The following is a 23,209-nucleotide window of genomic DNA, read 5'->3' as shown; positions in this document are numbered from 1 at the left end:
GCTCAGTCTCCACCCCGGTCGGCGACGGTGGTCGCGATCGCGAGGTTCAGCCCGAGCACGTCGACGGTCGGCTCGCCCAGGAAGCCGAGGCTCCGGCCGTCGGTGTGGGCGGTGACCAGCCGCGCGACCTCGGCGACCGGCAGCCCGTTGGCCCGCGCGACCCGGGCGACCTGGATCCGGGCGTACGCCGGCGAGATGTCGGGGTCGAGGCCCGAGCCGGACGCCGTCAGCGCGTCGGGCGGCACGTCGGCAGGTGCGACGCCCTCACGCGCGGCGACCTCGCTGCGCCGCTCCTCGATCCCAGCCAGCAGGTCGGGGTTGCTGGGCCCGAGGTTGCTGGGCGCGGAGGCGAGGGTGTCGTAGTCGTTCGGCGACGGCCGCCCGTGGAACCACTGGTCGCCGTCGAACTGCTGGCCGATCAGCCGTGATCCGACGACGTGTCCGTCGAGACGTACGGGCTGGCCGTCCGCACGGTCCGCGACGACCTGGCCGGCGGCCCAGACCGCGGCCGGGTAGCCGACGCCGAGCACGACGGTCATGACGACCAGCAGCCGCAGGGCGGCCAGCGACTGGCGGGCGAGGTCGGAGAGGAGGTGGGTCATGGCATGCCTTTCTAGGAACCCAGCCCGGGGAGGGTCGAGACGATGAGGTCGACGAGCTTGATCCCGACGAACGGGACCACGAGGCCGCCGACCCCGAAGACGAGGATGTTGCGACGCAGCACCGACGTCGCCGACGCGGCGCGGAAGCGCACGCCGCGCAGCGCGAGGGGGATCAGCGCCACGATCACCAGGGCGTTGAAGACGACGGCGGAGAGGATCGCCGACTCCGGAGACGACAGGCCCATCACGTTGAGCCGGTCGAGCGAGGGGTAGGCGGTGACGAACATCGCCGGGATGATCGCGAAGTACTTCGCGACGTCGTTGGCGATCGAGAACGTCGTCAGCGCACCGCGGGTGATGAGCAGCTGCTTGCCGATCTCGACCACGTCGATGAGCTTCGTCGGGTCGGAGTCGAGGTCGACCATGTTGCCGGCCTCCTTCGCGGCGGCGGTGCCGCTGTTCATCGCCACGCCGACGTCGGCGGCGGCCAGCGCGGGGGCGTCGTTGGTGCCGTCGCCGGTCATGGCGACCAGCCGGCCGCCCTCCTGCTCGCGGCGGATGTAGGCCATCTTGTCCTCGGGCGTCGCCTCGGCGAGGAAGTCGTCGACCCCGGCCTCGGCGGCGATCGCCTGGGCCGTGAGGGCGTTGTCGCCGGTGATCATGACCGTGCGGATTCCCATCGCGCGCAGCTCGGCGAAGCGCGCGACCATGCCGTCCTTGACCACGTCCTTCAGGTGGATCACCCCCAGCACGGCGCCGGACCCCGAGGCGTCGGTGCGGCCGATCACCAGCGGCGTACCTCCCTCGCGGGAGACCTCCTCGACGACGTCCCGGACCTCCGGGGGCTGGTCGATGCCGAGCCACTGGGCGACGGCGGAGCCTGCGCCCTTGCGCACCTGGGTGCCGTCGGCGAGGTCGACGCCGGACATCCGGGTCTGCGCGGTGAACTCGACAAAGGTCGCCCCGGCCGGGAGGAGGCGGTCGTCGGCCCCCTGCGTGAGGGCGAGCTCGACGACCGACCTCCCCTCGGGGGTCTGGTCGGCGAGGCTGGCGAGCCGCGCGGTGTCGCGCAGCTCCTCCTCGCTCACGCCGGGGGCGGCGACGAAGCGGCTGGCCTGCCGGTTGCCGTAGGTGATCGTGCCGGTCTTGTCGAGCAGCAGGGTGCTGACGTCGCCGGCCGCCTCGACCGCGCGCCCCGACATGGCGAGCACGTTGACCCGCACCAGCCGGTCCATGCCGGCGATGCCGATCGCGGAGAGCAGCGCGCCGATGGTCGTGGGGATCAGGCAGACCAGCAGCGCGACCAGGACGACGAGGTCCTGCGGCGCACCGGCGTACGTCGCCATCGGCGCCAGCGTCGCGACCGCGGCCAGGAAGACGAGGGTCAGGCTGGCGAGCAGGATCGAGAGCGCGATCTCGTTGGGCGTCTTGCGCCGCGAGGTGCCCTCGACGAGCGCGATCATCTTGTCGAGGAAGGTGTCGCCCGCTGCCGCCGTGATGCGTACGACGATGCGGTCGCTCAGCACGCGCGTGCCGCCCGTCACCGCCGACCGGTCGCCGCCGGCCTCCCGGATGACGGGCGCCGACTCACCGGTGATGGCCGACTCGTCGACCGAGGCGATGCCCTCGACGATGTCGCCGTCACCCGGGACGACCTCGCCGGCCTCGACGACCACGCGGTCGCCCACCTTCAGCTGGGTGGCCGCGACCTCGGTCTCGGTGCCATCGGGGGCGAGGCGCCGGGCGACGGTGTCGGTGCGGGTGGCGCGCAGCGAGGCGGCCTGCGCCTTGCCGCGGCCCTCGGCGACGGCCTCGGCGAGGTTGCCGAAGAGCACCGTGAGCCAGAGCCAGGCGGCGATCGAGATGGTGAAGACGCTGGGGTCGCCGACCGCGGCGACCGTGGTCGCGACCGAGCCGAGGAGCACCAGGAACATCACCGGCGCGCGCCACAGGTGGCGGGGATCGAGCTTGCGGAAGGCGTCGGGGAGCTGGTGCCCGGCCTGGGAGAGGAGATTCATGTCAGGGCCTCTGCGATCGGTCCGAGGGCGAGCGCCGGGAAGTAGGTGAGGCCGGTCATCACCACGAGGACGGCGACCAGCATCCCGACGAAGAGGGGGGTGTGGGTGGGGAGGGTGCCGGCGGTGACGGGCACCTTGCCCTGCGCGGCCAGCGAGCCCGCGAGCAGCAGGACCAGCACGATCGGCACCAGCCGCCCGAGCAGCATCGCGAGCCCGAGGGTGAGCTGGAAGAAGTCGGAGGTCACCGTGATCCCGCCGAAGGCGCTGCCGTTGTTGTTGGCCGCCGAGGTGTAGGCGTAGAGCACCTCGCTGAAGCCGTGGCCGCCCGGGTTGCCCATCGCGTCGGCGGTGCTGCCGCGCGCGATGGCGGCGCCGGTGCCGACGAGGACGAGCGCCGGGGTGGTCAGCGTGTAGAGGGCGACGTACGTCATCTGGCGCGCGCTGATCTTCTTGCCGAGCAGCTCGGGGGTGCGCCCGACCATCAGGCCGGCGACGAAGACCGTCAGGATCGCCATCACGAGGATGCCGTAGAGGCCGGCGCCGACGCCGCCGGGCACGACCTCGCCCAGCATCATGTTGACCAGCACCGCGCCGCCGCCCGCCGGGGTGAGCGAGTCGTGGGAGGCGTTGACCGCACCCGTCGACGTCCCGGTGGTGGCGACCGCGAAGAGCGCCGACGCCCACTCGCCGAAGCGGGTCTCCTTGCCCTCCATCGCGGCGCCCGCGGCCCGGGCGGCGGCGGAGTGCCCGCCGACCTCGGCCCAGGTGGTCACGGCCAGCGAGACCGACCAGAGCAGGCCCATCACCGAGAGCACGGCGAGGCCCTGGCGGCGGTTGCCGAGCATCGTGCCGAGCGTGCGGGTCAGCGCGACGGGCAGCACCAGGATCAGGAAGACCTGGAGGAGGTTGGTCAGCGCGGTCGGGTTCTCGAAGGGGTGCGCGGAGTTGGCGTTGAAGAACCCACCGCCGTTGTTGCCGAGCTCCTTGATCGACTCCTGGCTCGCGACCGGCCCGCCGGTGAGCACCTGCGAGTGCCCGGCGAGCGTGGTGATCGTCGTGTCGGTGAAGCTCTGCACGACGCCGCCGAGCACGAGCAGCAGCGCGGCGACGAACGCCAGCGGCAGCAGGATCCGCACGGTCGCGCGGGTCAGGTCGACCCAGAAGTTGCCGAGCGTGCCGCTGCGCGACTTCGTGAAACCCCGGAGGAGGGCCACCGCCACGGCGATGCCGACGGCCGCGGAGAGGAAGTTCTGGACGGCCAGTCCCGCCATCTGCGCGGCGAACCCGAGCGTCGACTCGCCGGCGTACGACTGCCAGTTGGTGTTGGTGACGAAGGAGACCGCGGTGTTGAACGACATCCACCACGGCATGCCGGGCAGGTCGCGGCTCATCGGCAGGTGGGCCTGGCCGAGCAGGATCGCCATCAGGACGACCACGCTGACGAGGCTGAAGCCGACCACGCTGGTGGCGTACGAGCGCGCGCCCTGCTCGGCGGCCGGGTCGACACCGGTCAGGCGGTAGACGGTGCGCTCGACGCGGAGGTGACGGGTGCTGGTGAGCACGCGCGCCATGTAGTCACCGAGCGGGACGTACGCCGCCGCGAGCAGCGCCACGAGGACGGCGATGGTCAGGAGGCCGGAGGTCGCGTCGCTCACTCGAAGCGCTCCGGGAAGACGAGGGCCGCGAGGACGTAGAGCGCGAGGACGACCACCGCGACCACGAGCAGGCTGCTGGAGAGGGACATGCCCCCAGCCTCAGCCCGCTCTCGGCCGCCCGGCCCGGTCTTGACGCCGTCTTAGCGGGCCTTGACGCCCGTTTGTCGCCGCCGCCGCTCAGGGGCGGGCGTGCTCGATCGCCTCGTCCTCCTCTGGCGAGAGCTGCTGCTCGCACGACCAGGAGGCGATGGACTTGGCATAGGTGCGGGCCTCGCTGCGGCCGTGGATCGAGGTCAGCACGACCCCGTGGCCGGCGTCGTCGAGCAGCGCCAGGCTCCAGCTGAGGTGGCCGCCCACGTCGCCGAAGGCGTCGTAGCGCACCACCGAGAGGTGCCGCAGCGCGTCGCGGTTCTCGGCCTTGAGCGCGGCGACCTCCTGGCGGAGACCGTGCACGTCCTCGGGCAGCGCGTCGACGTCGTCGCCGGTGCGGCGCGACGTCGTACGTCGCAGGGCGAGGCCGGCGAGCACGCAGGCCAGGGCGGCGAGGACGACGGCGACCACATCGAGCATGAGGCGACCCTATGTTCGGCGACTGGTCACGGCCGGTCGGACACGGCCGGTGGTGACAGACTCTCCGGCGTGACCTCCACCCCGCGCCGGATCGCCTACCAGGGCGAGCCCGGGGCCAACTCCCACCTGGTCTGCCAGCAGGCCTACCCCGACTGGGAGCCGCTGCCGTGCGCGTCGTTCGAGCACGCCTTCGCCGCGGTCGAGAACGGTGACGCCGACCTCGCGATGATCCCGATCGACAACTCGATCGCGGGCCGGGTCGCCGACATCCACCACTTCCTGCCGACGTCGTCGCTCAAGATCGTCGGCGAGCGCTTCCTGCGGATCCAGTTCTCGCTGATGGCGCTCCCGGAGGCGAGTGTGGACTCCCTGCGCACCGTGCACAGCCACGTGCACGCCCTCGGGCAGTGCCGCGGCGTGATCCGCGAGCTCGGCCTCACCCCGGTGGTGGCCGGCGACACCGCGGGTGCGGCGCGCGAGGTGGCCGAGAGCGGCGACCCGACCCAGGCTGCGATCGCGCCCCCGCTCGCGGCGGAGATCTACGGCCTCCAGGTGCTGCGGGCCGACGTCGAGGACGAGGACCACAACACCACCCGCTTCGTGGTGCTCTCCCGCGACTTCGAGCAGGCGCCCTCCGGCAGCGGCCCGGTCGTCACGACCTTCATCTTCAACGTGCGCAACCTGCCGGCCGCCCTCTACAAGGCGCTCGGCGGCTTCGCCACCAACGGGGTGAACATGACCAAGCTCGAGAGCTACATGGTCGGTGGCCACTTCACCGCGACCCAGTTCCTCGCCGAGGTCGACGGCCACCCCGACGACCCCGACGTGCGCAACGCGCTCGAGGAGCTCGCGTTCTTCACCACCGAGGTCAAGGTGCTCGGCGTCTACCCCGCCGACTCGTTCCGCGGCGCATAACCCCTTGCGCGTCGCTGGCACTATCGGTCAGGTGGCAGACGACATCCACACGTCCATCCGCGACCGCTTCGTCGCCGTCAACGGAGACCATCCGATGACCCCCGACGACGACGCCTACGTCCGCGAGCACTTCGTCGCCGCGACGCCCGAGGCGCTGTCGCTGATGCTCGAGCGCCGCCTGCCGCTGCCGTCGTACGTCCTCTCCGACGGCACGCCGATGGTGCCCGCCGACCATGGCGGGCTCGCCGAGATCGCCGGAGGTGTCGAGCACCTGCACGACTGGTTCGTCGCCTTCTGGGAGGACGACCCCGACACCGGCGAGCAGGAGTGGTCGGCCTACCTCTCGGGGCAGTACGTGTGCCTGCGCGAGGTGAACCCGTTCCGCATCAAGCAGAAGACCGAGCGCGTCGCCGAGGCCGCCGCAGCGGTCGACCGGCTCCGTCACGACCCGCACGACCCGGTCGCGCGCGGGATGCTCGGTGAGGCGGTCGACGGCGTGATCGCGGTGCCCGGGCTCGACTCGCTGCTGCTGCCGATGACCGCGTACGACCGGCTCCGCTTCGGCGGCCCGACGACCCGCCAGACCTGGGTCGACCGTCCGCGCGAGGAGTTCCTCACCCCGGTGCCGCCGATCTGGCCTCTCACGACCGAGCGCCTGGTGCTGCGGCCGTTCGAGTCCGAGGACGGCGAGGCCTTCGTCGAGGCCTGGGCGGACGAGGCCTGGACGAGCATGCTCCTGACCCGCCCGATGAACCGGGCCGAGGTCGTCGAGATGATGCGCCGCCGGACGACGCCGGGCTCGGGCGAGGTCGTCGGGCTCGCGGTCGTCCACGACGGCGAGGTGGTGGGCGACGTGATGCTCCACCTCCAGGGTACCGGCCTGAGCGAGGCGGAGATCGGCTGGACGATGCTGCCCCAGCACGGCGGTCGCGGCTACGCCACCGAGGCCGCCGCGGCGCTGATCCGGCTGGGCTTCGAGCACTACGGCCTGCGCCGGGTCGTGGCCAACCTCGACGCCCGCAACGAGCGCTCCGCCGCCCTCTGCGAGCGCCTCGGCATGCGCCGCGAGGTCCACCGGCTCGGCGACTTCTGGTCGAAGGGCCGCTGGACCGACTCCTACGAGTACGCCCTCCTCGCCGAGGAGTGGCGCGCGGCGCAGGCCTGAGCGTCGTACCCGCACCTCCGCCCCGAGCCCTCGGCTCCCACACGTGTCCGAGATGTCGCCCGCGCTGGCGTCGAGCCCCACACGTGTCCGAGATGTTGCCCCCGCCGGCCCCGAGCCCCACACGTGTCCGAGATGTCGCCCCCGCCGGCCCCGAGCCCACACGTGTCCGAGATGTTGCCCCTGGATCCGGGTACCGAGGTCAATATCGCGGACACGTGTACGGCGACGGGCGGGCCTGTGGAGGACGGCAGCACGGGAGGAACCGATCTGGGCACCATCTCGGCATGACCTTCGACCCGACGCAGCCGTTCCTCCGCGCCGACGGACTCGAAGCCGGACTGACCGACAAGGTGCTGCGCGGTCCTGGCTACCGACGGCTGTTTCGCAACGTCCTCGTGTCGGCGACGACGCCACCCACCCCGCTGCAGCGGGTCAGGGGCGCGCTGGCGCTTCAGTGCGCAGAGGCGTGGGCGAGCCATGCGTCGGCTGCCCGGGTGAAGGGGGCGCCGATCCCGACCATCGCCGACGAGCACGTCAGCGTCTGGCACCAGAAGCTGCGGCGCCACCACAGGGGCGTCCGCTGCCACGTCGGCGATCCGCAGGGCGTCGTGATCGAGCGAGGAGTCCGCGTCTCCGGTGATGTGGCGATGTTCATCGAGCTCAGCGGGCTGTTGAGCCTCGTCGACCTCGTCGTGGTGGGTGACTGGCTGGTCCGCCGCCGCGGGGTGGTGCCGGAGCAGCTGGTGAAGGCGTGCGAGCGGAGCAGGCACAAGGACGCGCGCAAGGCCCTCGCGGCCGCCCACTACGTCCGTCGCGACGTCGACTCACCGATGGAGACGCGGCTCCGGATGCTGCTCGTCCTGGCCGGGTTCCCCGAGCCGGTGGTCAACCTCGTCGTACGCGACGCGGACGGCGAGGTCGTCCGCCGCTACGACCTCTGCTACCCCGCGGCCAAGACGGCGGTGGAGTTCGACGGCAGGATCCACGTGGAGATCGTCGAGAACTGGGAGAAGGACCTCGAGCGCCACGCCGACATCGACGATGACGAGTGGCGTTTGATCGTGGTGATCAGCTCCGGCATCTACCGCGACCCCCTCCGTACGCTGCGCCGCGTCCATCGCGTGCTGCTCGCCCGCGGTCTGCCGGGTGTCCCTCGGCGGCTGGGCGACGACTGGCGGCCGCACTTTCCCGGGTTCGCCGCCGCCGCCTGATCGTCGTACGCAGCGCGGTCAGCGCTCGCCTGGTCGGTTCCGTCGCCACACCCCACACGTGTCCGAGATCTTGCCCCCGACGCGCTGCCCTCGGGGCACGCTCGCGGACACGTGTACGACCTCGAGGTGAGGGCGGCGAGTTCCGCGCGGACCGGCGGACACGTGTCCGAGATGTCGCCCCCAACCGCGGGTCTCGAGGTCAACTCCACGGACACGTGTACGAACGCGGGACCGGGCGCCACCAGAGGACCACTTCTCGGACACGTGTGGATCGGCCCGCCGGAGATAGAGTCCGAGCCATGGCACAGACCCCCCACGGCGCGGACAGCGAGGTCGGCCGCCTGGCCACCGTCATGCTCCACCGGCCCGGCAACGAGCTGAAGCGGCTCACGCCCCGCAACAACGACCGCCTCCTCTTCGACGGCATCCCGTGGGTGAGCCGGGCGCAGGAGGAGCACGACGCCTTCGCCGACACGCTGCGGGGCCGCGGGGTGGAGGTCCTCTACCTCACCGAGCTGCTCACCGAGACCCTCGACAGCGAGCTGGCCCGCAACCATGCGATCACCAGCGCGCTCTCGGGCCTGCACCTCGGCGACACCATGCGCCGCTACCTCGCCTCGGCCCTCAGGGACCTGGCGCCGGCCGAGCTCACCGACGTCCTCACCGCGGGCATCCGCAACGACGAGGTCAAGGGCGGGCACGGCCTGGTCACCAGCCTGCTCGACCCGCACGACTTCCTCGTCGACCCGCTGCCCAACCTCCTCTTCACGCGCGACTCGAGCGTGTGGGTGCGCGACCGGGTGGCCGTCACCAGCCTGGCGATGCCGGCGCGCAAGCGCGAGACCCAGCTGACCGAGCTGATCTACACCGAGCACCCGCGCTTCGCCGGCACCCGCAAGATCCACGGCTGGCACAACGAGCACGTCGAGGGCGGCGACGTCCTGCTGCTCGCTCCCGGCGTGATCGCGGTCGGCGTCGGGGAGCGTACGACGCCCGCGGGCGTGGAGCGGCTGGCCCGCCAGGTCTTCCACGCGGGCCTGGCGCACACCGTCCTGGCCGTGCCGATCGCGCAGGAGCGCGCGACGATGCACCTCGACACGGTCTGCACGATGGTCGACGTCGACAAGGTCGTCATGTATCCCAACGTCGCCGACACGCTGCGCGCGGTGACGGTCACGATGCGCAGCGCGGGTGCCGACGAGGCCGACCTCGAGCTCGACGTCAGCGGCTCCGAGCCGTTCCTGGTCGCGGCGGCCAAGGCGATGCAGATCGACACCCTCCACCAGATCGACACGGGCCTGGACCCCGTGACCGCCGAGCGCGAGCAGTGGGACGACGGCAACAACACCCTCGCCCTCGCCCCGCGCGTGGCGGTCGCCTACGAGCGCAACGACGAGACCAACGACCGGCTCGAGGACGCCGGCATCGAGGTCGTCCGGATCGCCGGGTCCGAGCTGGGCTCGGGTCGCGGGGGGCCGCGCTGCATGAGCTGCCCGGTCGCGCGCGAGCCGCTCCACGCCGACTGAGGTCCGGCAGCGGAGCGCGAGGGGCTCCGCACGGCCGGAAGCACCCCCGGAGCACCGCTCGAGCGGGCGATCCGCGACTCAGTGCACGACTGTTGACCGAGCTGCCGTCACGTCGCCGGCCGTGATTCGTTGACGGGTCATGACTGAATCCATCCTGGACGCCCTGAGCCCGGCCGACGCCGAGCGCGTCCTCGCCTCCGGCCGGGCGCTGACCTTGCCGCAGGGGTGGTCGCCCATCGCCGAGTCGACGCCCGCGGACAAGGCCTACCTCATCACCGAGGGCGAGGTGTCGGTGCGCAAGGGCGGCGTCGAGGTCGCCACCCTCGGCCCCGGCTCGGTCGTGGGCGAGGCCGCGATCGTCAACCGGACGCTGCGCTCGGCGACCGTGGTCGCGCTGACGCCGCTGCGGGTCGTGCACTTCACCAGCGAGCGCCTGACCGAGCTCGTCGACCAGGTGCCCGCCTTCGGCGACGCCCTGCGTGCGGCGGCCGCGGCCCGGGTCGACCGGGGCTGAGCCCTCGTGGACGCCCCGGGTGACGGCGGGGAGGGAGCGCGGGACGCGCCGCCCGACGTGGCGCGCGAGCTGGCGGCCCTGCTGATCGGCGAGCTGCCCCACCTGACGCGGGTCCAGGTCGCCGAGCGCGCCGGCGTACCGCTCGACGTGGCGGTCACGCTCTGGCACCAGCTCGGCTTCCCGCACCACAGCGACGACGACGTCGCCTTCACCGAGGGCGACGTCGCCGCCCTGCGGCTGACCTCCGAGCTGGTCGGCATGGGCATCTGGTCACCGGAGTCGCAGGCCGCCCTGGTGCGGACCTGGGCGCGCAGCTATGCCCGGCTCGCGGAGTGGCAGACCAGCCTGCTGGCCGGTCTCGTCTCAGACGTCGGGGAGCCTGCCACGGCGCTGACCGACCTCGCCGGCGACGTGCTGCCACGGGTCGAGGAGCTCCAGACCTACGTCTGGCGCCGCCACCTCGCCGACGCCGCCCAGCACCTGCTCGAGGACGAAGGAGTGCTCACCGCCGCCGAGACGCAGCTGTCGGTCTGCTTCGTGGACATCGTCGGCTACACCACCCACAGCCGCGGACTCGACGGCACCGAGCTCGTCGCGTGGGTCGACGGCTTCGAGCAGGACACCGCGGCCCTCGTCGTCGACCACGGCGGGCAGGTCATCAAGACCATCGGCGACGAGGTGCTCTTCACGGTCGCCGACCCGGCCGCCGCGGTCACGGTCGCGATGGCACTCACGGCCCGCGGCGAGGACGCGGACGACCCCTTCCCCGCCGTCCGGGCGGGCATCGCGCACGGAGCCGTCGTACGACGCCTCGGAGACGTGTTCGGGACCACCGTCAACGCCGCCTCACGCCTGACGTCGGCCGCTCGGCCCGGCAGCGTGCTGGTCGACGCGGGGGTCCACGAGGCGCTGGCGGCGCACGACGCGGATCCGGGCGGGGCCGAGGCTGCCGGATGGCGCTGGCACCGGGTCCGTCGCCTCCCGGCGAAGGGTTTCACCCACCTGGAGGCGTGGCGCGTGCGCCCACCACGGAATGACGGGTGAGCGGGGTCCCCGGACCGCGGAAATGTGAAAGCCCGGTCGTTGTCGACGGGGGAAACGACAACGACCGGGCGAGAGGTGAATCTACTCCGCTCGCGAGCGCCCGCACAACTGTTGGCCCGGTTGTGTTCGACTCTTGGAGGAGCGGTAGACCGCTTCTTACCGGATCGTCACCTGCCGGTTGGCGAGTCCGGCCCGGGCGGACCGCTCGGCGGCCGTGAGGTCGCCCCCACGCAGTGCGTCCTCGAGGGCGGCGGCGAAGGTCGCGGCCGGTCCCTCGAGCACCTCGGCGCCGGTGCCGAGCGGCAGGTCCCACACCGGGGCGAGCAGTCCGTGCGCCCGGAACATCCCCACCAGTCGCGAGCCCTCGGCCACCGAGTCCTGCCCGGCGGCGTGCAGGCGAGCGAGCGCGTCGAGCAGCTCGTCCTCGGGGTGCGGCATCACCCAGCGCAGGTGCTCCTTGGTGGCGACGTCGGTCCAGTACGCCGCCTCGACGGAGGACAGCCGGCTGGTCGGCATCACGCCGCCGTTGGCCTGCTCGAGCGCCGCCTCCATGCTGGCGTCGCGCTCGGGGATGTCGTCGATCCAGTACTCGAAGCCGTCGTGGACGGTGATGTCGAGCGAGGTGTCGGCGATGAGGTCCTGGAGGCTCGGGCCGTCGCCCGGATCGCTCATCAGGCCGACGATGCCGGGTTCCTCGGTCGCCAGCGCGGCCTCGAGCACGGCGCCGAGGTCGCGCGCCGGGTTGCCGTAGGAGTGCTGCACCTGGAGGCCGAGCCAGATGTCGCCGGAGTCGCGCACCATGGCGGGCGCGGCGCCCGGGAGCAGGGTGGCGAGCCGGACGGCGCGCTCGCCCTCCTTGAGGGTCAGCGGTGCGGTCGCAGCCGGGACCAGCTCGCGCAGCGCGATGACGTCGCACTCGTCGGGCATGCCCTCGAAGGGCCGGGCCACGAAGGTCGGCGCGGCGCCGCCGGCCGCGCCGTGGCACGCCTTGTAGCGCTTGCCCGATCCGCACGGGCAGGGCTGACGGGGACCGACCTCGCCGGGAGCAGCGGGAGCGGACGGGGCGCGGTTGCGGGACTTCTTGGCCATTCCCAGAACCTATCGGCCGAGCAGCTCCAGGATGTATCCCGGTCGGTCGCTGATGACCGCGGTGACACCGAGGTCGAGGCAGATCTGCAGGTCCTCGGCCGTGTTGACCGTCCACACGTGCACCTCACGCCCGGCCTTCACCAGGTGGCGGCCCAGACCCGGATGCGCGCGCAGCTCCTGGATGCCCGGCCCGATGATCCAGTCGTCGTCGACCAGCGGTCGCAGGACGGGCCAGTGGTGCGCCTTGTCGACCAGCATCACCACGTCGAGGTCGGGGGCGAGGCGCCGCAGCCGGTGCACGGCGTTCAGCGAGAAGCTCATCACCCGAGCCGGCGAGCCCGCACGGTCCCAGCCGAAGTCGCCCAGTGTCTCGACGAGGCGCCGCTCGACGAGACCGCCGAACCTCGTCGGGTGCTTTGTCTCGATCGCGAGCTCGACGTGCCGGTCGTAGTCGGCGACCGTCTCCAGCAGCTTGCGCAGCGTCAGCACCTTGCCGTGGTCGGGGTCGCGCTCGGGCGCCTCGTCGTCGAGCTCGGACCACGGGCTCTTCCAGGACGCGAAGTCCAGCTCGTCCAGCTCGGCCAGGCTCGTGGTGGACACCAGCCCGGCGGTGGAGGCGGTGCGTCGCAGGTCGCGATCGTGCACGCACACCAGGTGCCCGTCGGCCGTGAGCCGCACGTCGCACTCGAGCGCCTCGGCGCCCTCGTCGAGCGCCTTCACGTAGGCGGCGAGCGTGTGCTCGGGGTTCTCGTGGCTGGCACCTCGGTGGGCGACGACCTGCGGTCGCGACACGGACGCAGTGCTCCCGCGGGTGGCAGCGCGGCGGATGCGCGGCGTACGACGCATGCGCAGAGCATGACACGTCGAGGACCGCCGGCACAGGGTCGGCACCCGGTGCCGCTGGTCTAGACGGCGACCACGGAAAGCGTCCTACTTTCGAACCGTTTCCACGGATTCCTTGACGTCTCAACGACACGGCCGCGGAGTCATGGCTAGTCTCGCCGGGACGCAGCACCTGTTCGTCGGCGTGGGGGTACGCCGGGGGAGCTGCGCGGGACGGGGATGGTCTTGACCACTTGCACACTGCCCACGAGACGCACGGTCGCCGGCGCCGCCGCCGGACGGACCGCACCGGTCGGGGCGCTGGGATGCTGAGCGCTCAGCGCCTGCTGGGCGGGATCAGTGCACCTGGTCCTGCCAGTCCGACGGCACCCTGCCCGCCGGGCCGGGGACCGGCTGGGTGTCGGGGTGGCTCTGAGGGTCGGCGAGTCGCGGGCCCGTGAGGCCGACCTGCCGGCCGAAGTCCCAGAACCAGTCCTCACCCGGCTCGTAGCTCTGCATGACCGGGTGGCCGGTCGCCTCGAAGTGCGCGGTCGCGTGCTGGCCCGGGCTGCTGTCGCAGCACCCGACGTGACCGCACTGGGCGCAGCGGCGCAGGTGCACCCACCAGCCCTCGGCGGCGTCGCACTCCACGCAGCCCGGACCGGACGGGGCGACCTCGGGGACGATGCCTTCGGGAGTCGTGGCTGTCATGGCTCCAGACTGCCCCGTCACGCCCCGGTGAGGAACCCCTCCAGCCAGTGGCTCTCCCACGCCGGGATCTCCTGGCGCTGGGTCGCGGAGCGCTCCGGTGCGTGCGCAGCGGTGCGGTAGCGGCCGTCCTCCCGCTCGAGGTAGTGGTAGTTGACCAGCTCGCGGCGGAGGTAGGCGAAGTCCTCGTGCACACCGAGGAGCACCTCGTTGACCTCCTTCTCGGAGTAGTCCCGCCCCGGCTCGAAGCGGCTCAGCACCTCCAGCAGCACCGCGGCGCGCACCTTCCGCCTCGCGGGCACGCGCTCGATGCGTCCGTCGGTGAACAGCCGCCCGACGAGCCGTTCCTGCTCGGCCCGCGCGGCGTCGTACGCCTCCCGGTGGAGCGCGGCGCGTGCGGCGGTGTAGCCCTCGCCGGTCGCGGCCATGCGAGCGCGCACGACCTGCTTGAAGTCACTGTTCCTGGTCATCGTGATCACCTTCGACTGCGCCGCGTCCCCAGTACGCCGCTGCAGCGGGCGTCATCGATGTGTGGGTGTGACGTCCGAGGATCTGCTCCCCTTCGCCACCTCGCACGGACTGGGGCCGCTGCGTCGGGCTGGGCGTTGGACAGCGCCCTCGGACGTGAGTCTCCCAGAGACTCACAGCCCGGCGCGAGTCGATTCGCGTTCACCGCACGGGAGTTGACCCGTCGCGCCCGATCGGGTCGGGTGGAGGCAGCGACGAGGCCATCGGGGGTCTCGTCACGACCACGGAGTGATGCCCATGCACCGCACCACCAGCAGGATCCTGTCCCTCCTCATCGCCACGATCGTCGTCGTCGTCGGCCTCGCGAGCCCCTCCCAGGCGGTCACCAAGCTGAGCGACGCGCAGGCCGACAGCCAGCTCACCGCGGCCGGCATCACTCGCGTCTCGACCGGCGGCTGCACGGACCGCAACGTCGGGACGTGCACGTCCTACGACCAGATCAACCAGGAGACGGTCAGCGGGATCATCACCTTCAAGGGGGCCAGCGGCTGCGCCATCACCATCACCGGCGCCACCGAGACCGGCCACGCCGGTGGCACCTACAGCCACTGGAACGGCTACAAGGTCGACATCCGCCCCACGACCTGCGTGTCGAGCTTCATCACCAGCACCTACTCCTACTCGGGCACCCGAGGCGACGGTGCGGCGCTCTACACCGCGCCGTCGGGCAACGTGTACGCCCGCGAGGGCAGCCACTGGGACATCACCTACTACTCCTGCGGCGGCTGCTGACGTCCGGGCGGCGTCGGTCGAGGAGGGTCGCGCGATCCCTGCCGCCTAGGCTCGCGCCATGCGCACCCTCCTCGCGACGCTGCTGTGCCTGACCGCGCTGGCGGCGCCGTCGTACGCCGCTGACCCGGCCCCGCTGCCGACCGGCACCGACCTCGACTACCAGCTCGGCGGCCCCGCCTACGTCCCGGACAACGTCGGGATCGTCGTGCGCGACCGCACGGCCGAGCCCGCGACCGGGGTCTACAACATCTGCTACGTCAACGGCTTCCAGACCCAGCCCGACGCCAAGCGCTTCTGGCGCACGCACCGCGACCTGTTGCTCCAGGACGCCCGGGGGCGACTCGTCGAGGACGAGGCGTGGGGCGAGTGGCTCCTCGACATCCGCACGCCGAGCAAGCGTGCGAGGCTCGCGAGCATCGTCGGCCGCTGGACCGCCGGGTGCGCCCGCAACGGCTTCGACGCGGTGGAGTACGACAACCTCGACTCGTTCTCGCGCAGCCGCGGCCTGGTGAAGGCCCGCCACGCCAAGGCGTTCGCCCAGCTGCTCGTCGCGCAGGCCCACGACGCCGGCCTCGCCGCCGGTCAGAAGAACTGGTCCGAGTGGGACGGGACGAGGGCCGGCTTCGACTTCGCCGTCTCCGAGCAGTGCGGGCGCTACGACGAGTGCGGGTCCTACGTCGACCACTACGGCGAGCAGGTCCTCGTCATCGAGTACCGCGCCCGTGACTTCGCGAAGACCTGCCGGGCCTACGGCGAGCAGCTGGCCGTGGTGCTCCGCGACCTCGACCTCAGCCCCGACGGCGTACGCCGCTGGTGCTGAGGCCGGGCCGCGCCGGGGTCAGCCGACGGCCTCCGTCTCGCGCGACTTCGTGCGCTTGCTGGCGATGAGGCTGGTCGTGATCGTGATGGCGAGGATGCCGACGATCACGAACAGCGAGGCGAGGGTCGGCACGTCGGGGATCGAGGGCCACACCAGGTGCGCCCAGTGGAGCACCAGCTTGAACCCGATGAAGCCCAGGATCGCGGCGAGGCCGTAGCTCAGGTGGACGAGCGCGCTCAGGGCGCCCTCGAGGACGAAGTAGAGCGCGCGCAGGCCGAGCAGGGCGAACGCGTTGGTCACGAAGACGAGGTAGGGGTCGCCGGTGATGCCGTAGACCGCGGGCACCGAGTCGACCGCGAAGACGATGTCGGTGGCGAACACGGCGGCGGTCACCAGCGCGAAGGGCGTCAGCATCCGCACGCCCTGCTTCACGACCGTGAAGCGCGGGCCGTCGTAGTCGTCGCTGACGGGCATGAAGCGCTTCATCAGCTTCACGATGCGCATCTCGGAGACCTCGACCTCGTGCTCCTCGCCCCGCACGGCGTCGCGCAGGAGCTTGAGGCCGGTGAGCAGCAGCACGCCGCCGAAGATCAGGAAGACCCAGTCGAAGCGGGACAGCGCGGCGGCGCCGAGGGCGATGAAGATGCCGCGCAGGACCAGCGCGCCGATGATGCCGTAGAGCAGCACCCGCTGCTTGAGCACCTCGGGCACCGCGAACGCCGCGAGCAGCAGCATGAAGACGAAGAGGTTGTCGACGCTGAGCGTCTTCTCGACGAGGTAGCCGGTGTAGTACTCCAGGCCTCGGTCACCGCCGTGAGCGCTCCAGACGTAGAGGCCGAAGGCCAGCGGCAGCGCGACGTAGAACGCCGACCAGGCCACGGCCTCCTTCATCTTCACCTCGTGCGGGCGACGGGTGGCGACGAAGTCGAGGGCGAGCAGGGCGATCACGACGCCGATGGTGACGAACCACAGGGTGGGTGACGCGATGGACGACATGGGTCTCCTCAGGAGCGTGAATTCCTGAGGTCTCCCCCGCCGTCCTCTCGGACCGGCCGTACGCCGGGGCGCCTGCGGAGGCGCCGTAGTGACCGACGGACGTTGGTGGGGTACTCCCCTCGAGGACAAGTGTAGTTGAAGTGGCAAGGGTCCCGCGAATCCCGGGTGAGGTCTAGTGTCGCGAGCATGGAGAGTCAGTCACAGGTCCGCGAGTACGACGTCGTCGTGATCGGCGGCGGGCCGGCCGGCGAGAACGCCGCGCAGTACGCCGTCGAGGGCACCGACATGACCGCCGCGATCGTCGAGCGCGAGCTGCTCGGCGGGGAGTGCTCCTACTGGGCGTGCATGCCCAGCAAGGCGCTCCTGCGGCCGGTCGCGGTCGCCGACCTGACCGCCGACCTGCCGGGCGTCTCGACCGCGCACGTCGCGCCGAAGGCGCTGCTCGAGCGACGCGACACCTGGGTGTCGCACTACGACGACGCCGGCCAGGTGACGTGGGCCGAGGGTGCCGAGATCGCGGTGCTCCGCGGCGACGGTCGCCTCGCCGGCGAGCGCACCGTCCGCGTGGCCTCGTCGTCCGGGGACCTCACCGTCACCGCCCGACGCGCCGTCGTCATCGCCACCGGCAGCGCGGCCCACGTGCCGGCGATGTACGCCGACGCCCTCCCCTGGGACTCCCACGACGCGACCGGCGTGGTCGAGGTCCCCGACCGGCTGGTCATCGTCGGCGGCGGGGTCGTCGCCTGCGAGGCCGCGATCTGGATGCACGCACTCGGCTCGTCGGTGACGCTGGTCGTCCGGGACAGCCGACTGCTCGGGCGCACCGAGCCGTTCGCGGGTGAGGCGGTGCTGACCGGACTCCGCGGCCGCGGCATCGACGTCCGGCTCGGCGCCGAGGTCACCGACGTACGCCGCGAGGACGCGGCCGCGACCGGCATCGGCAAGGTCCACGGTGGGACGCTCACCCTCACCACCTCCGACGGCGAGATCGTGGCCGACGAGCTGCTGCTCTCCATCGGGCGGGCACCGCGGCTCGACGACATCGGGCTCTCCTCCGTGGGCCTCACGGCCGACGACGTGAAGTCCGGGCGCCTGCCCGAGTGGCTGCACGCCGTCGGCGACGCCAGCGGCGGCCCGCCGCTGACCCACTGGGGCAAGCACCAGGCGCGCGTCGTCGGCGCGCGGATCGCCGCGGCCGCCGCGGGCGAGGTGGCCTGGGAGCCCGACCGCGAGGCTCCGGTGCCGCAGGTGGTCTTCAGCGACCCCGAGGTCGCCAGCGTCGGGATGACCGAGGCCGAGGCGCGCGAGGCCGGGCACGACGTCGTCACGTCACGGGTTCCCACCTCGTCGGCCGCCGGCACCGCCCTGCTGCGCGACCACGTCGCCGGTGAGTCCCAGCTCGTCGTCGACGCCGCCTCCCACCTGCTGCTGGGCGCCACCTTCGTCGGTCCCGAGGCCGGGGAGCTGGTCCACGCAGCGACCGTGGCCATCACCGGCGACGTCCCGGTCCACGTGCTGCGTCACGCCGTCGCGTCGTACCCCACCGCCGCCGAGCTCTGGCTCCGGCTGCTCGAGGAGCTGCCGCGCGAGCTCCGCATCCCGCCCGCCTCCCCCGCCGGTTGAGCAGCGAGCGCCCCCTCCCTCCCGCCGGTTGAGCAGCGAGCGCCAGCGAGCGTGTCGAGACCCAGGGCTCCGCGCAGGCTTGGTTTCGACACGGGCGCCAGGGCGCCCTGCTCAACCGGCGGTGTTGGCGCCAGGGTGCCCTGCTCGACCGGCGACGGTCAGCCGCGCTCGCGGAGGTAGCGCCCGAAGTGGGGCACGGTGAAGGCGATGCGGCCGCGCTCGCCGGAGTAGACCAGGCCCTTCTTGAGCAGGGAGTCGCGCGCGGGCGAGAGCGACTGCGGCTTCTTGCCCAGCGCGGCGGCGACGTCGGCGCTGGTCACGGACTCCTCGACGTCGGAGCCGTCGGCGGGAGCCGCGGCGGCGACGTCGGCCATCGCCATCAGGTAGTCGCGCTCCCCCGGCGTCGCTCGCTCGTAGCGCGAGCCGAAGAACCCGACCGCCAGCTCCGCGTCGGCCTCGGGGGCAGCGACGGCGACGTCCGCCGCGGTGATCGGCGAGCGCGGGGCGAGGTCCCACACGGCCTTGCCGTAGGCCTGGATGAAGTAGGGGTAGCCGCCGGTCGCGTCGTACATCGCGGCCAGCGCCTCGGCGTCGTACGCCGCCTCCTCCTCCGCGGCGGGCGCCTCGAGCGCGCGGTCGGCTGCCTCGCGGCTCAGCCGGTCGATGCGCTGGTAGCGGAAGAGGCGCTCGCTGTGGGACTTGCTGGCGCTGAGCACGGCCGGCAGGTGCGGCAGGCCGGCACCGACCACGATGACCGGGAGCCCGGACTGGCTGAGCTCGTGGCAGGCGGCGCAGAGGGCCGACACGTCGTCGGGGCCGAGGTCCTGCATCTCGTCGACGAAGATCCCGATGCCCTTGCCGACGTCGGCGGCGAGCCCGCCGAGGTCGGTGAAGAGCTCGACGAGGTCGATCTCGATGTCCCCGGAGTCGGCGCGCCCGCGCACGGCCGGGGCGTCGATGCCCGGGCTCCACTGGTCCTTGAGCTTCGCGCCGGCACCGGCGTCGCGGTGGGCGAAGGACTTGATGACGCCGAGCACGTGGTCGACCGAGTCCTGGTCCCCGTGCCCGAGCTCGCGCACGGCCTGGTGCAGCGCGCTGCTGAGCGGGCGCCGCAGCCCCTGGCCGGGACGGGCCTCGAGCTTGCCGGTCCCCCACCCCTTGCGCACGGCGGTGCCGCGCAGCGCGTTGAGCAGCACGGTCTTGCCGACTCCGCGCAGACCGGTCAGCACCAGGCTGCGCTCGGGGCGGCCCTTGGCCACGCGCTCGAGGACGACGTCGAAGGCGGCCAGCTGCTCGTCGCGGCCGGCGAGCTCGGGCGGGCGCTGGCCCGCGCCGGGGGCGTACGGGTTCCGGATGGGGTCCACGACCACACGCTATCGGTGCATCTAGCCAGATCCTTAGACCAGCGGATACTCGGCAAGTCACCTGTGTCCTGCGACGATCGGGAGGTGACCGAGTCGCAGGAGCCGTACGCCGCCCAGTCCATCTCCTACCCGGCGGAGTCGCGGCAGTCGTCGCGCTACGCCCAGGAGCATCTCGACCCCCACGTGATCGTGCTGTTCGGCGCGTGCGGCGACCTCGCTCGCCGCAAGCTGCTGCCCGGCATGGCCCACCTGGTCCTCTCCGACCTGGCGCCGGACATCCGCATCGTCGGCACGTCGCTGGAGGACAAGAGCGACGAGGAGTTCCGTGCCTTCGCCCGCACCGCCGTCGAGCAGTTCGGGCACAAGCAGCTCACGCCCGAGCAGTGGGACCTGTTCGACGACAACCTGACCTACGTCCCGCAGTCCGCCGGGCCCGAGGCCCTGGCAGCCGCCGTCGGCCGGGCCGAGCAGGCGCTCGGTGGCGACGTACGCCGCCTCCACTACCTCTCGGTGCCCCCGAAGGCGGCACTGCCGGTCATCGACATGCTGCGGGAGGCCGACCTCGTCGATCGGTCGCGCGTGGTGATGGAGAAGCCGTTCGGCACCGACCTGGCGTCGGCGATCGCACTCAACAACAGGGTCCACGAGACCTTCGCCGAGTCGCAGGTCTTCCGCATCGACCACTTCCTGGGCAAGGAAGCCGCCCAGAACATCCTCGCGTTCCGGTTCGCCAACGGTCTCTTCGAGCCGATCTGGAACCGCAACTTCATCGATCACGTGCAGATCGACATCCCCGAGACCCTCGGTCTGGACCAGCGCGCGAACTTCTACGAGTCGACCGGCGCCTACAAGGACATGGTCGTCACCCACCTGTTCCAGGTGATGGCGTTCGTCGCGATGGAGCCGCCGACCGCGCTGGAGCCGCGGGCGATCTCGGAGGAGAAGAACAAGGTCTTCCGCTCGCTGCTGCCGATCCGGCCGGCCGACGTCGTGCGCGGGCAGTTCACCGGATACACCGACCTGCCGGGCGTCACCGCCGACTCCGACACCGAGACCTTCATCGCCCTGGAGTGCCACCTCGACAACTGGCGCTGGGCGGGCGTGCCGTTCTACCTCCGCACCGGCAAGGAGCTGGCCGAGGGCAAGCGGATCATCTCGATCGCCTTCAAGGAGGCGCCGCGCTCGATGTTCCCGGCCAACTCCGGCGTCGGCTCGGCCGGCCCCGACCACCTCACCTTCGACCTCGCCGACGAGTCCAAGGTGTCGCTGTCGTTCTACGGCAAGCGTCCAGGCCCGGGCATGCGGCTGCAGAAGCTGTCGATGCAGTTCTCCACCGGGGAGACCGAGTCGGCCGGCGACGTGCTCGAGGCCTACGAGCGGCTGATCCTCGACGCGATGCGCGGCGACCACACGCTCTTCACCACGGCCGAGGGCATCGAGTCCCTCTGGGACCGCTCGGCTGCCCTGCTCGACGACCCGCCGCCGGTCAAGCCGTACGCACCGGGGACCTGGGGGCCCAACGCCATCCACCAGCTCATCGCACCGCACGCCTGGCGACTGCCCTTCGAGCGGGAGTGGCGGGCGAAGAAGTAGCGGCCTCGCCTCAGCCGGCCTGCTGCGGCCGGTCCAGGCGCTCGACGCGCTCACGTGCGGCGTCGTAGGCCTGGTCGAGACCCGTGCGCAGCAGGGCGATGAGGTCGGGCACCTCGTCGGCGGAGAGACGGAAGGTGCCGGCGCAGACGTTGTCGCGCCACAGCGAGAGCACCACGAGCTGTGACTCCTGGTGCCAGGTGACCCGCAGCGAGCGATCCTCACCGCGGGGGTCGAGGAAGACCGCCCCGGTGCGAGGAACGTGCGACTGGGCCATGTCTCATTGTGACCCGGCACACAGAGATCTGCCTAGACTTCTCCTGTGCCTGAGCTCCCCGAGGTCGAAGCCCTCGTCCAGGACCTGCGCGGCCGACTGGTCGGCCGGGCGATCAGCCGCGTCGACCTGACCGCGTTCAGCGCGCTCAAGACCTTCGACCCCCCGCTGCACGCGCTCCACGGCACGCTCGTCGACGACGTGACGCGCCACGGCAAGTTCCTCGACGTCGATGCCAGTGGCGTGCACGTGGTCATCCACCTGGCCCGGGCGGGCTGGATCCGCTGGCGCGACGAGGTGCCCGCCCTCCCGGCGCGGCCCAACCCGAAGAACCCCCTCGCGGCCCGCATCGTGATCGACGACCCCGACCTCGACGTCCAGCCCGGCCTCGACATCACCGAGGCCGGCACCAAGAAGGGGCTCGCGATCTACGTCGTCCGCGACCCGCAGGAGATCGAGGGCGTGGCCCGGCTCGGGCCCGACCCGCTCTCCGACGACTTCACGATCGACGTGCTGCGCGGGATCCTCCAGGCCGAGGGACGCAAGCAGATCAAGGGCGTGATGCGGATGCAGTCGATCATCGCCGGCATCGGCAACGCCTACTCCGACGAGATCCTCCACGCCGCGAGGATGTCGCCGTTCAAGCCCGCCAACAGCCTCGAGGACGACGACCTCCGGACGCTGTACGACGCCGTCCGCACCACCCTGGGCGACGCGGTCCAGCGCTCGACGGGACTCGCCGCCAGCGAGCTCAAGGGCGAGAAGAAGAGCAACCTCGCCGTGCACGGACGGACCGGTCAGGCGTGCCCGGTGTGCGGCGACATCGTGCGGGAGGTGTCGTTCGCCGACTCGAGCCTGCAGTACTGCGCGACCTGCCAGACCGGTGGCAAGCCCCTCGCGGACCGGAGGATGTCCCGACTCCTCAAGTGAGCGGCGACGGCATCGGCGACATGGAGAACAGGGCGTCGATCGGGCTCACCCCCGTGACAACCCGACCGACGCCCTGGTGCGTCAAGCATAGCTTGACGATGCACGATGATCTCACGCCGTGGCGCCGTTGTCCCCCGATTTCCTCGCGAACCTCTCCCACACGGCCTGACGGGAGACCCCGAGGGTCCGGCCGATCTCGGCCCAGGACACGTTGCGCTCGCGGAGCAGCTCGACCCACTCGTGCGCGAACTGCTGGTTCTGCTCGGCCGAGGCGAGGATCTGCGGGAGCACCGCGAGGACCTCGGTGTCCGACATCGACTCCCACGGGAACGCACGTCGGGACTCCGCGATCGCGGCCTCGTCCTCGACCACGGCGTGGAAGTGCGTGATGCACGACGCACAGATCTGCGCTCCGAGACCGCCCATGAGGGGCAGGTCGGTGCCCGGACCTCCGGGCATGCCGCAGAACGAGCAGATCCTGCCCTCGCGTGCGATCGCCAATGCCCTCACCTC

General features: G+C 71.8%; 24 protein-coding genes. 11 read left to right on the top strand and 13 right to left on the bottom strand.

Going from position 1 to position 23,209, the window contains the following annotated elements; translation table 11 throughout:
- Positions 1-2: 2 nt before the first annotated feature.
- The 5 genes from kdpC to IEZ25_RS17510 all read right to left on the bottom strand — a co-directional run bounded on the left by kdpC (position 3) and on the right by IEZ25_RS17510 (position 4,845).
- Positions 3-602 carry a potassium-transporting ATPase subunit KdpC gene (gene kdpC / locus IEZ25_RS17530; RefSeq protein WP_191200737.1) on the bottom strand — a complete coding sequence of 200 codons (600 nt, stop codon included), beginning with the start codon at positions 600-602 and terminating at the stop codon, positions 3-5.
- Between the two features lie 11 nt (positions 603-613).
- Positions 614-2,536, bottom strand: a complete 1,923-nt coding sequence (gene kdpB, locus IEZ25_RS17525; RefSeq protein WP_425572699.1) for a potassium-transporting ATPase subunit KdpB — start codon at positions 2,534-2,536, stop codon at positions 614-616.
- A gap of 80 nt (positions 2,537-2,616) precedes the next feature.
- Complete coding sequence (gene kdpA / locus IEZ25_RS17520) at positions 2,617-4,275, bottom strand: potassium-transporting ATPase subunit KdpA (RefSeq protein WP_191200735.1); 1,659 nt, start codon at positions 4,273-4,275, stop codon at positions 2,617-2,619.
- Positions 4,272-4,364, bottom strand: coding sequence for a potassium-transporting ATPase subunit F (locus IEZ25_RS17515; RefSeq protein ID WP_191200734.1), 93 nt, complete (start codon positions 4,362-4,364; stop codon positions 4,272-4,274). The genes kdpA and IEZ25_RS17515 overlap by 4 nt, the downstream gene beginning before the upstream one ends.
- Positions 4,365-4,452: 88 nt before the next feature.
- Positions 4,453-4,845, bottom strand: a complete 393-nt coding sequence (locus IEZ25_RS17510; protein ID WP_191200733.1) for a DUF4446 family protein — start codon at positions 4,843-4,845, stop codon at positions 4,453-4,455.
- A 69-nt stretch (positions 4,846-4,914) separates the two neighbouring features.
- Here IEZ25_RS17510 and IEZ25_RS17505 point away from each other — a divergent pair, with 69 nt between their 5' ends.
- From IEZ25_RS17505 to IEZ25_RS17480, 6 genes are all read left to right on the top strand, one after another.
- On the top strand, positions 4,915-5,760 hold the full coding sequence (locus IEZ25_RS17505) for a prephenate dehydratase (protein ID WP_191200732.1): 846 nt from the start codon (positions 4,915-4,917) through the stop codon (positions 5,758-5,760).
- A gap of 31 nt (positions 5,761-5,791) precedes the next feature.
- Entirely contained in the window at positions 5,792-6,925 is a 1,134-nt protein-coding gene (locus tag IEZ25_RS17500) for a GNAT family N-acetyltransferase (RefSeq protein WP_318152301.1), read from the top strand.
- 284 nt (positions 6,926-7,209) lie between these two features.
- Positions 7,210-8,136 (top strand): hypothetical protein, encoded by a 927-nt coding sequence (locus IEZ25_RS17495; protein ID WP_191200731.1) that lies wholly within the window; start codon positions 7,210-7,212, stop codon positions 8,134-8,136.
- Between the two features lie 299 nt (positions 8,137-8,435).
- The gene (locus IEZ25_RS17490; RefSeq protein ID WP_191200730.1) at positions 8,436-9,662 is read left to right on the top strand and encodes an arginine deiminase; all 1,227 of its coding nucleotides are present in this window, start codon (positions 8,436-8,438) and stop codon (positions 9,660-9,662) included.
- Between the two features lie 139 nt (positions 9,663-9,801).
- Complete coding sequence (locus IEZ25_RS17485; protein WP_191200729.1) at positions 9,802-10,176, top strand: cyclic nucleotide-binding domain-containing protein; 375 nt, start codon at positions 9,802-9,804, stop codon at positions 10,174-10,176.
- A gap of 6 nt (positions 10,177-10,182) precedes the next feature.
- On the top strand, positions 10,183-11,220 hold the full coding sequence (locus tag IEZ25_RS17480) for an adenylate/guanylate cyclase domain-containing protein (protein ID WP_318152300.1): 1,038 nt from the start codon (positions 10,183-10,185) through the stop codon (positions 11,218-11,220).
- A gap of 156 nt (positions 11,221-11,376) precedes the next feature.
- On the opposite strand, the gene IEZ25_RS17475 is transcribed toward IEZ25_RS17480, so the two are convergent.
- The 4 genes from IEZ25_RS17475 to IEZ25_RS17460 all read right to left on the bottom strand — a co-directional run bounded on the left by IEZ25_RS17475 (position 11,377) and on the right by IEZ25_RS17460 (position 14,309).
- Positions 11,377-12,309 carry a DUF5926 family protein gene (locus tag IEZ25_RS17475; RefSeq protein ID WP_191200728.1) on the bottom strand — a complete coding sequence of 311 codons (933 nt, stop codon included), beginning with the start codon at positions 12,307-12,309 and terminating at the stop codon, positions 11,377-11,379.
- A gap of 9 nt (positions 12,310-12,318) precedes the next feature.
- Positions 12,319-13,155, bottom strand: coding sequence for a glycerophosphodiester phosphodiesterase family protein (locus IEZ25_RS17470; protein ID WP_191200727.1), 837 nt, complete (start codon positions 13,153-13,155; stop codon positions 12,319-12,321).
- A 333-nt stretch (positions 13,156-13,488) separates the two neighbouring features.
- Positions 13,489-13,842 (bottom strand): UBP-type zinc finger domain-containing protein, encoded by a 354-nt coding sequence (locus tag IEZ25_RS17465; protein WP_191200726.1) that lies wholly within the window; start codon positions 13,840-13,842, stop codon positions 13,489-13,491.
- Positions 13,843-13,859: 17 nt separating this feature from the next.
- Complete coding sequence (locus tag IEZ25_RS17460) at positions 13,860-14,309, bottom strand: DUF2087 domain-containing protein (protein WP_191200725.1); 450 nt, start codon at positions 14,307-14,309, stop codon at positions 13,860-13,862.
- Between the two features lie 295 nt (positions 14,310-14,604).
- Here IEZ25_RS17460 and IEZ25_RS17455 point away from each other — a divergent pair, with 295 nt between their 5' ends.
- Entirely contained in the window at positions 14,605-15,099 is a 495-nt protein-coding gene (locus tag IEZ25_RS17455) for a hypothetical protein (RefSeq protein ID WP_224749187.1), read from the top strand.
- Between the two features lie 58 nt (positions 15,100-15,157).
- Positions 15,158-15,919, top strand: a complete 762-nt coding sequence (locus IEZ25_RS17450) for an endo alpha-1,4 polygalactosaminidase (protein ID WP_191200723.1) — start codon at positions 15,158-15,160, stop codon at positions 15,917-15,919.
- Positions 15,920-15,937: 18 nt separating this feature from the next.
- On the opposite strand, the gene IEZ25_RS17445 is transcribed toward IEZ25_RS17450, so the two are convergent.
- On the bottom strand, positions 15,938-16,915 hold the full coding sequence (locus IEZ25_RS17445; protein ID WP_191200722.1) for a TerC/Alx family metal homeostasis membrane protein: 978 nt from the start codon (positions 16,913-16,915) through the stop codon (positions 15,938-15,940).
- 186 nt (positions 16,916-17,101) lie between these two features.
- On the opposite strand from IEZ25_RS17445, the gene IEZ25_RS17440 reads away from it, so the two are divergent.
- Positions 17,102-18,538, top strand: coding sequence for a dihydrolipoyl dehydrogenase family protein (locus IEZ25_RS17440; RefSeq protein WP_191200721.1), 1,437 nt, complete (start codon positions 17,102-17,104; stop codon positions 18,536-18,538).
- Positions 18,539-18,696: 158 nt separating this feature from the next.
- Here IEZ25_RS17440 and IEZ25_RS17435 read toward each other — a convergent pair whose 3' ends face one another.
- Positions 18,697-19,902, bottom strand: a complete 1,206-nt coding sequence (locus tag IEZ25_RS17435; protein WP_191200720.1) for an ATP-binding protein — start codon at positions 19,900-19,902, stop codon at positions 18,697-18,699.
- A gap of 84 nt (positions 19,903-19,986) precedes the next feature.
- Here IEZ25_RS17435 and zwf point away from each other — a divergent pair, with 84 nt between their 5' ends.
- Complete coding sequence (zwf, locus tag IEZ25_RS17430) at positions 19,987-21,495, top strand: glucose-6-phosphate dehydrogenase (RefSeq protein ID WP_191200719.1); 1,509 nt, start codon at positions 19,987-19,989, stop codon at positions 21,493-21,495.
- 10 nt (positions 21,496-21,505) lie between these two features.
- Here the strand turns inward: zwf and IEZ25_RS17425 are convergent, their stop codons facing one another.
- On the bottom strand, positions 21,506-21,769 hold the full coding sequence (locus IEZ25_RS17425) for a hypothetical protein (RefSeq protein ID WP_191200718.1): 264 nt from the start codon (positions 21,767-21,769) through the stop codon (positions 21,506-21,508).
- A gap of 45 nt (positions 21,770-21,814) precedes the next feature.
- Between IEZ25_RS17425 and IEZ25_RS17420 the strand changes: the two genes are divergently transcribed.
- Positions 21,815-22,696 (top strand): Fpg/Nei family DNA glycosylase, encoded by an 882-nt coding sequence (locus IEZ25_RS17420; RefSeq protein WP_191200717.1) that lies wholly within the window; start codon positions 21,815-21,817, stop codon positions 22,694-22,696.
- A gap of 111 nt (positions 22,697-22,807) precedes the next feature.
- On the opposite strand, the gene IEZ25_RS17415 is transcribed toward IEZ25_RS17420, so the two are convergent.
- Positions 22,808-23,197 (bottom strand): hypothetical protein, encoded by a 390-nt coding sequence (locus IEZ25_RS17415; protein ID WP_191200716.1) that lies wholly within the window; start codon positions 23,195-23,197, stop codon positions 22,808-22,810.
- Between the last annotated feature and the right edge of the window lie 12 nt (positions 23,198-23,209).

Source organism: Nocardioides hwasunensis (assembly GCF_014779665.1).
GTDB classification, from domain to species: Bacteria; Actinomycetota; Actinomycetes; order Propionibacteriales; family Nocardioidaceae; genus Nocardioides; species Nocardioides hwasunensis.
The sequence above is the reverse complement of the archived record's forward strand: the minus strand, read 5'-3'. Positions and strand labels throughout refer to the sequence as shown.

Bases quoted from the DNA above. Each gene is read 5' to 3' on its own strand.
- IEZ25_RS17460 (WP_191200725.1), bottom strand. From the start codon at position 14,309: ATGACCAGGAACAGTGACTTCAAGCAGGTCGTGCGCGCTCGCATGGCC.
- kdpC (WP_191200737.1), bottom strand. From the start codon at position 602: ATGACCCACCTCCTCTCCGACCTCGCCCGCCAGTCGCTGGCCGCCCTG.
- kdpB (WP_425572699.1), bottom strand. From the start codon at position 2,536: ATGTTCCTGGTGCTCCTCGGCTCGGTCGCGACCACGGTCGCCGCGGTC.
- IEZ25_RS17445 (WP_191200722.1), bottom strand. From the start codon at position 16,915: ATGTCGTCCATCGCGTCACCCACCCTGTGGTTCGTCACCATCGGCGTC.
- IEZ25_RS17510 (WP_191200733.1), bottom strand. From the start codon at position 4,845: ATGCTCGATGTGGTCGCCGTCGTCCTCGCCGCCCTGGCCTGCGTGCTC.
- IEZ25_RS17465 (WP_191200726.1), bottom strand. From the start codon at position 13,842: ATGACAGCCACGACTCCCGAAGGCATCGTCCCCGAGGTCGCCCCGTCC.
- IEZ25_RS17455 (WP_224749187.1), top strand. From the start codon at position 14,605: ATGCACCGCACCACCAGCAGGATCCTGTCCCTCCTCATCGCCACGATC.
- IEZ25_RS17425 (WP_191200718.1), bottom strand. From the start codon at position 21,769: ATGGCCCAGTCGCACGTTCCTCGCACCGGGGCGGTCTTCCTCGACCCC.
- IEZ25_RS17495 (WP_191200731.1), top strand. From the start codon at position 7,210: ATGACCTTCGACCCGACGCAGCCGTTCCTCCGCGCCGACGGACTCGAA.
- IEZ25_RS17485 (WP_191200729.1), top strand. From the start codon at position 9,802: ATGACTGAATCCATCCTGGACGCCCTGAGCCCGGCCGACGCCGAGCGC.
- IEZ25_RS17440 (WP_191200721.1), top strand. From the start codon at position 17,102: ATGGAGAGTCAGTCACAGGTCCGCGAGTACGACGTCGTCGTGATCGGC.
- IEZ25_RS17475 (WP_191200728.1), bottom strand. From the start codon at position 12,309: ATGGCCAAGAAGTCCCGCAACCGCGCCCCGTCCGCTCCCGCTGCTCCC.
- IEZ25_RS17515 (WP_191200734.1), bottom strand. From the start codon at position 4,364: ATGTCCCTCTCCAGCAGCCTGCTCGTGGTCGCGGTGGTCGTCCTCGCG.
- IEZ25_RS17490 (WP_191200730.1), top strand. From the start codon at position 8,436: ATGGCACAGACCCCCCACGGCGCGGACAGCGAGGTCGGCCGCCTGGCC.
- IEZ25_RS17450 (WP_191200723.1), top strand. From the start codon at position 15,158: ATGCGCACCCTCCTCGCGACGCTGCTGTGCCTGACCGCGCTGGCGGCG.
- IEZ25_RS17470 (WP_191200727.1), bottom strand. From the start codon at position 13,155: ATGCGTCGTACGCCGCGCATCCGCCGCGCTGCCACCCGCGGGAGCACT.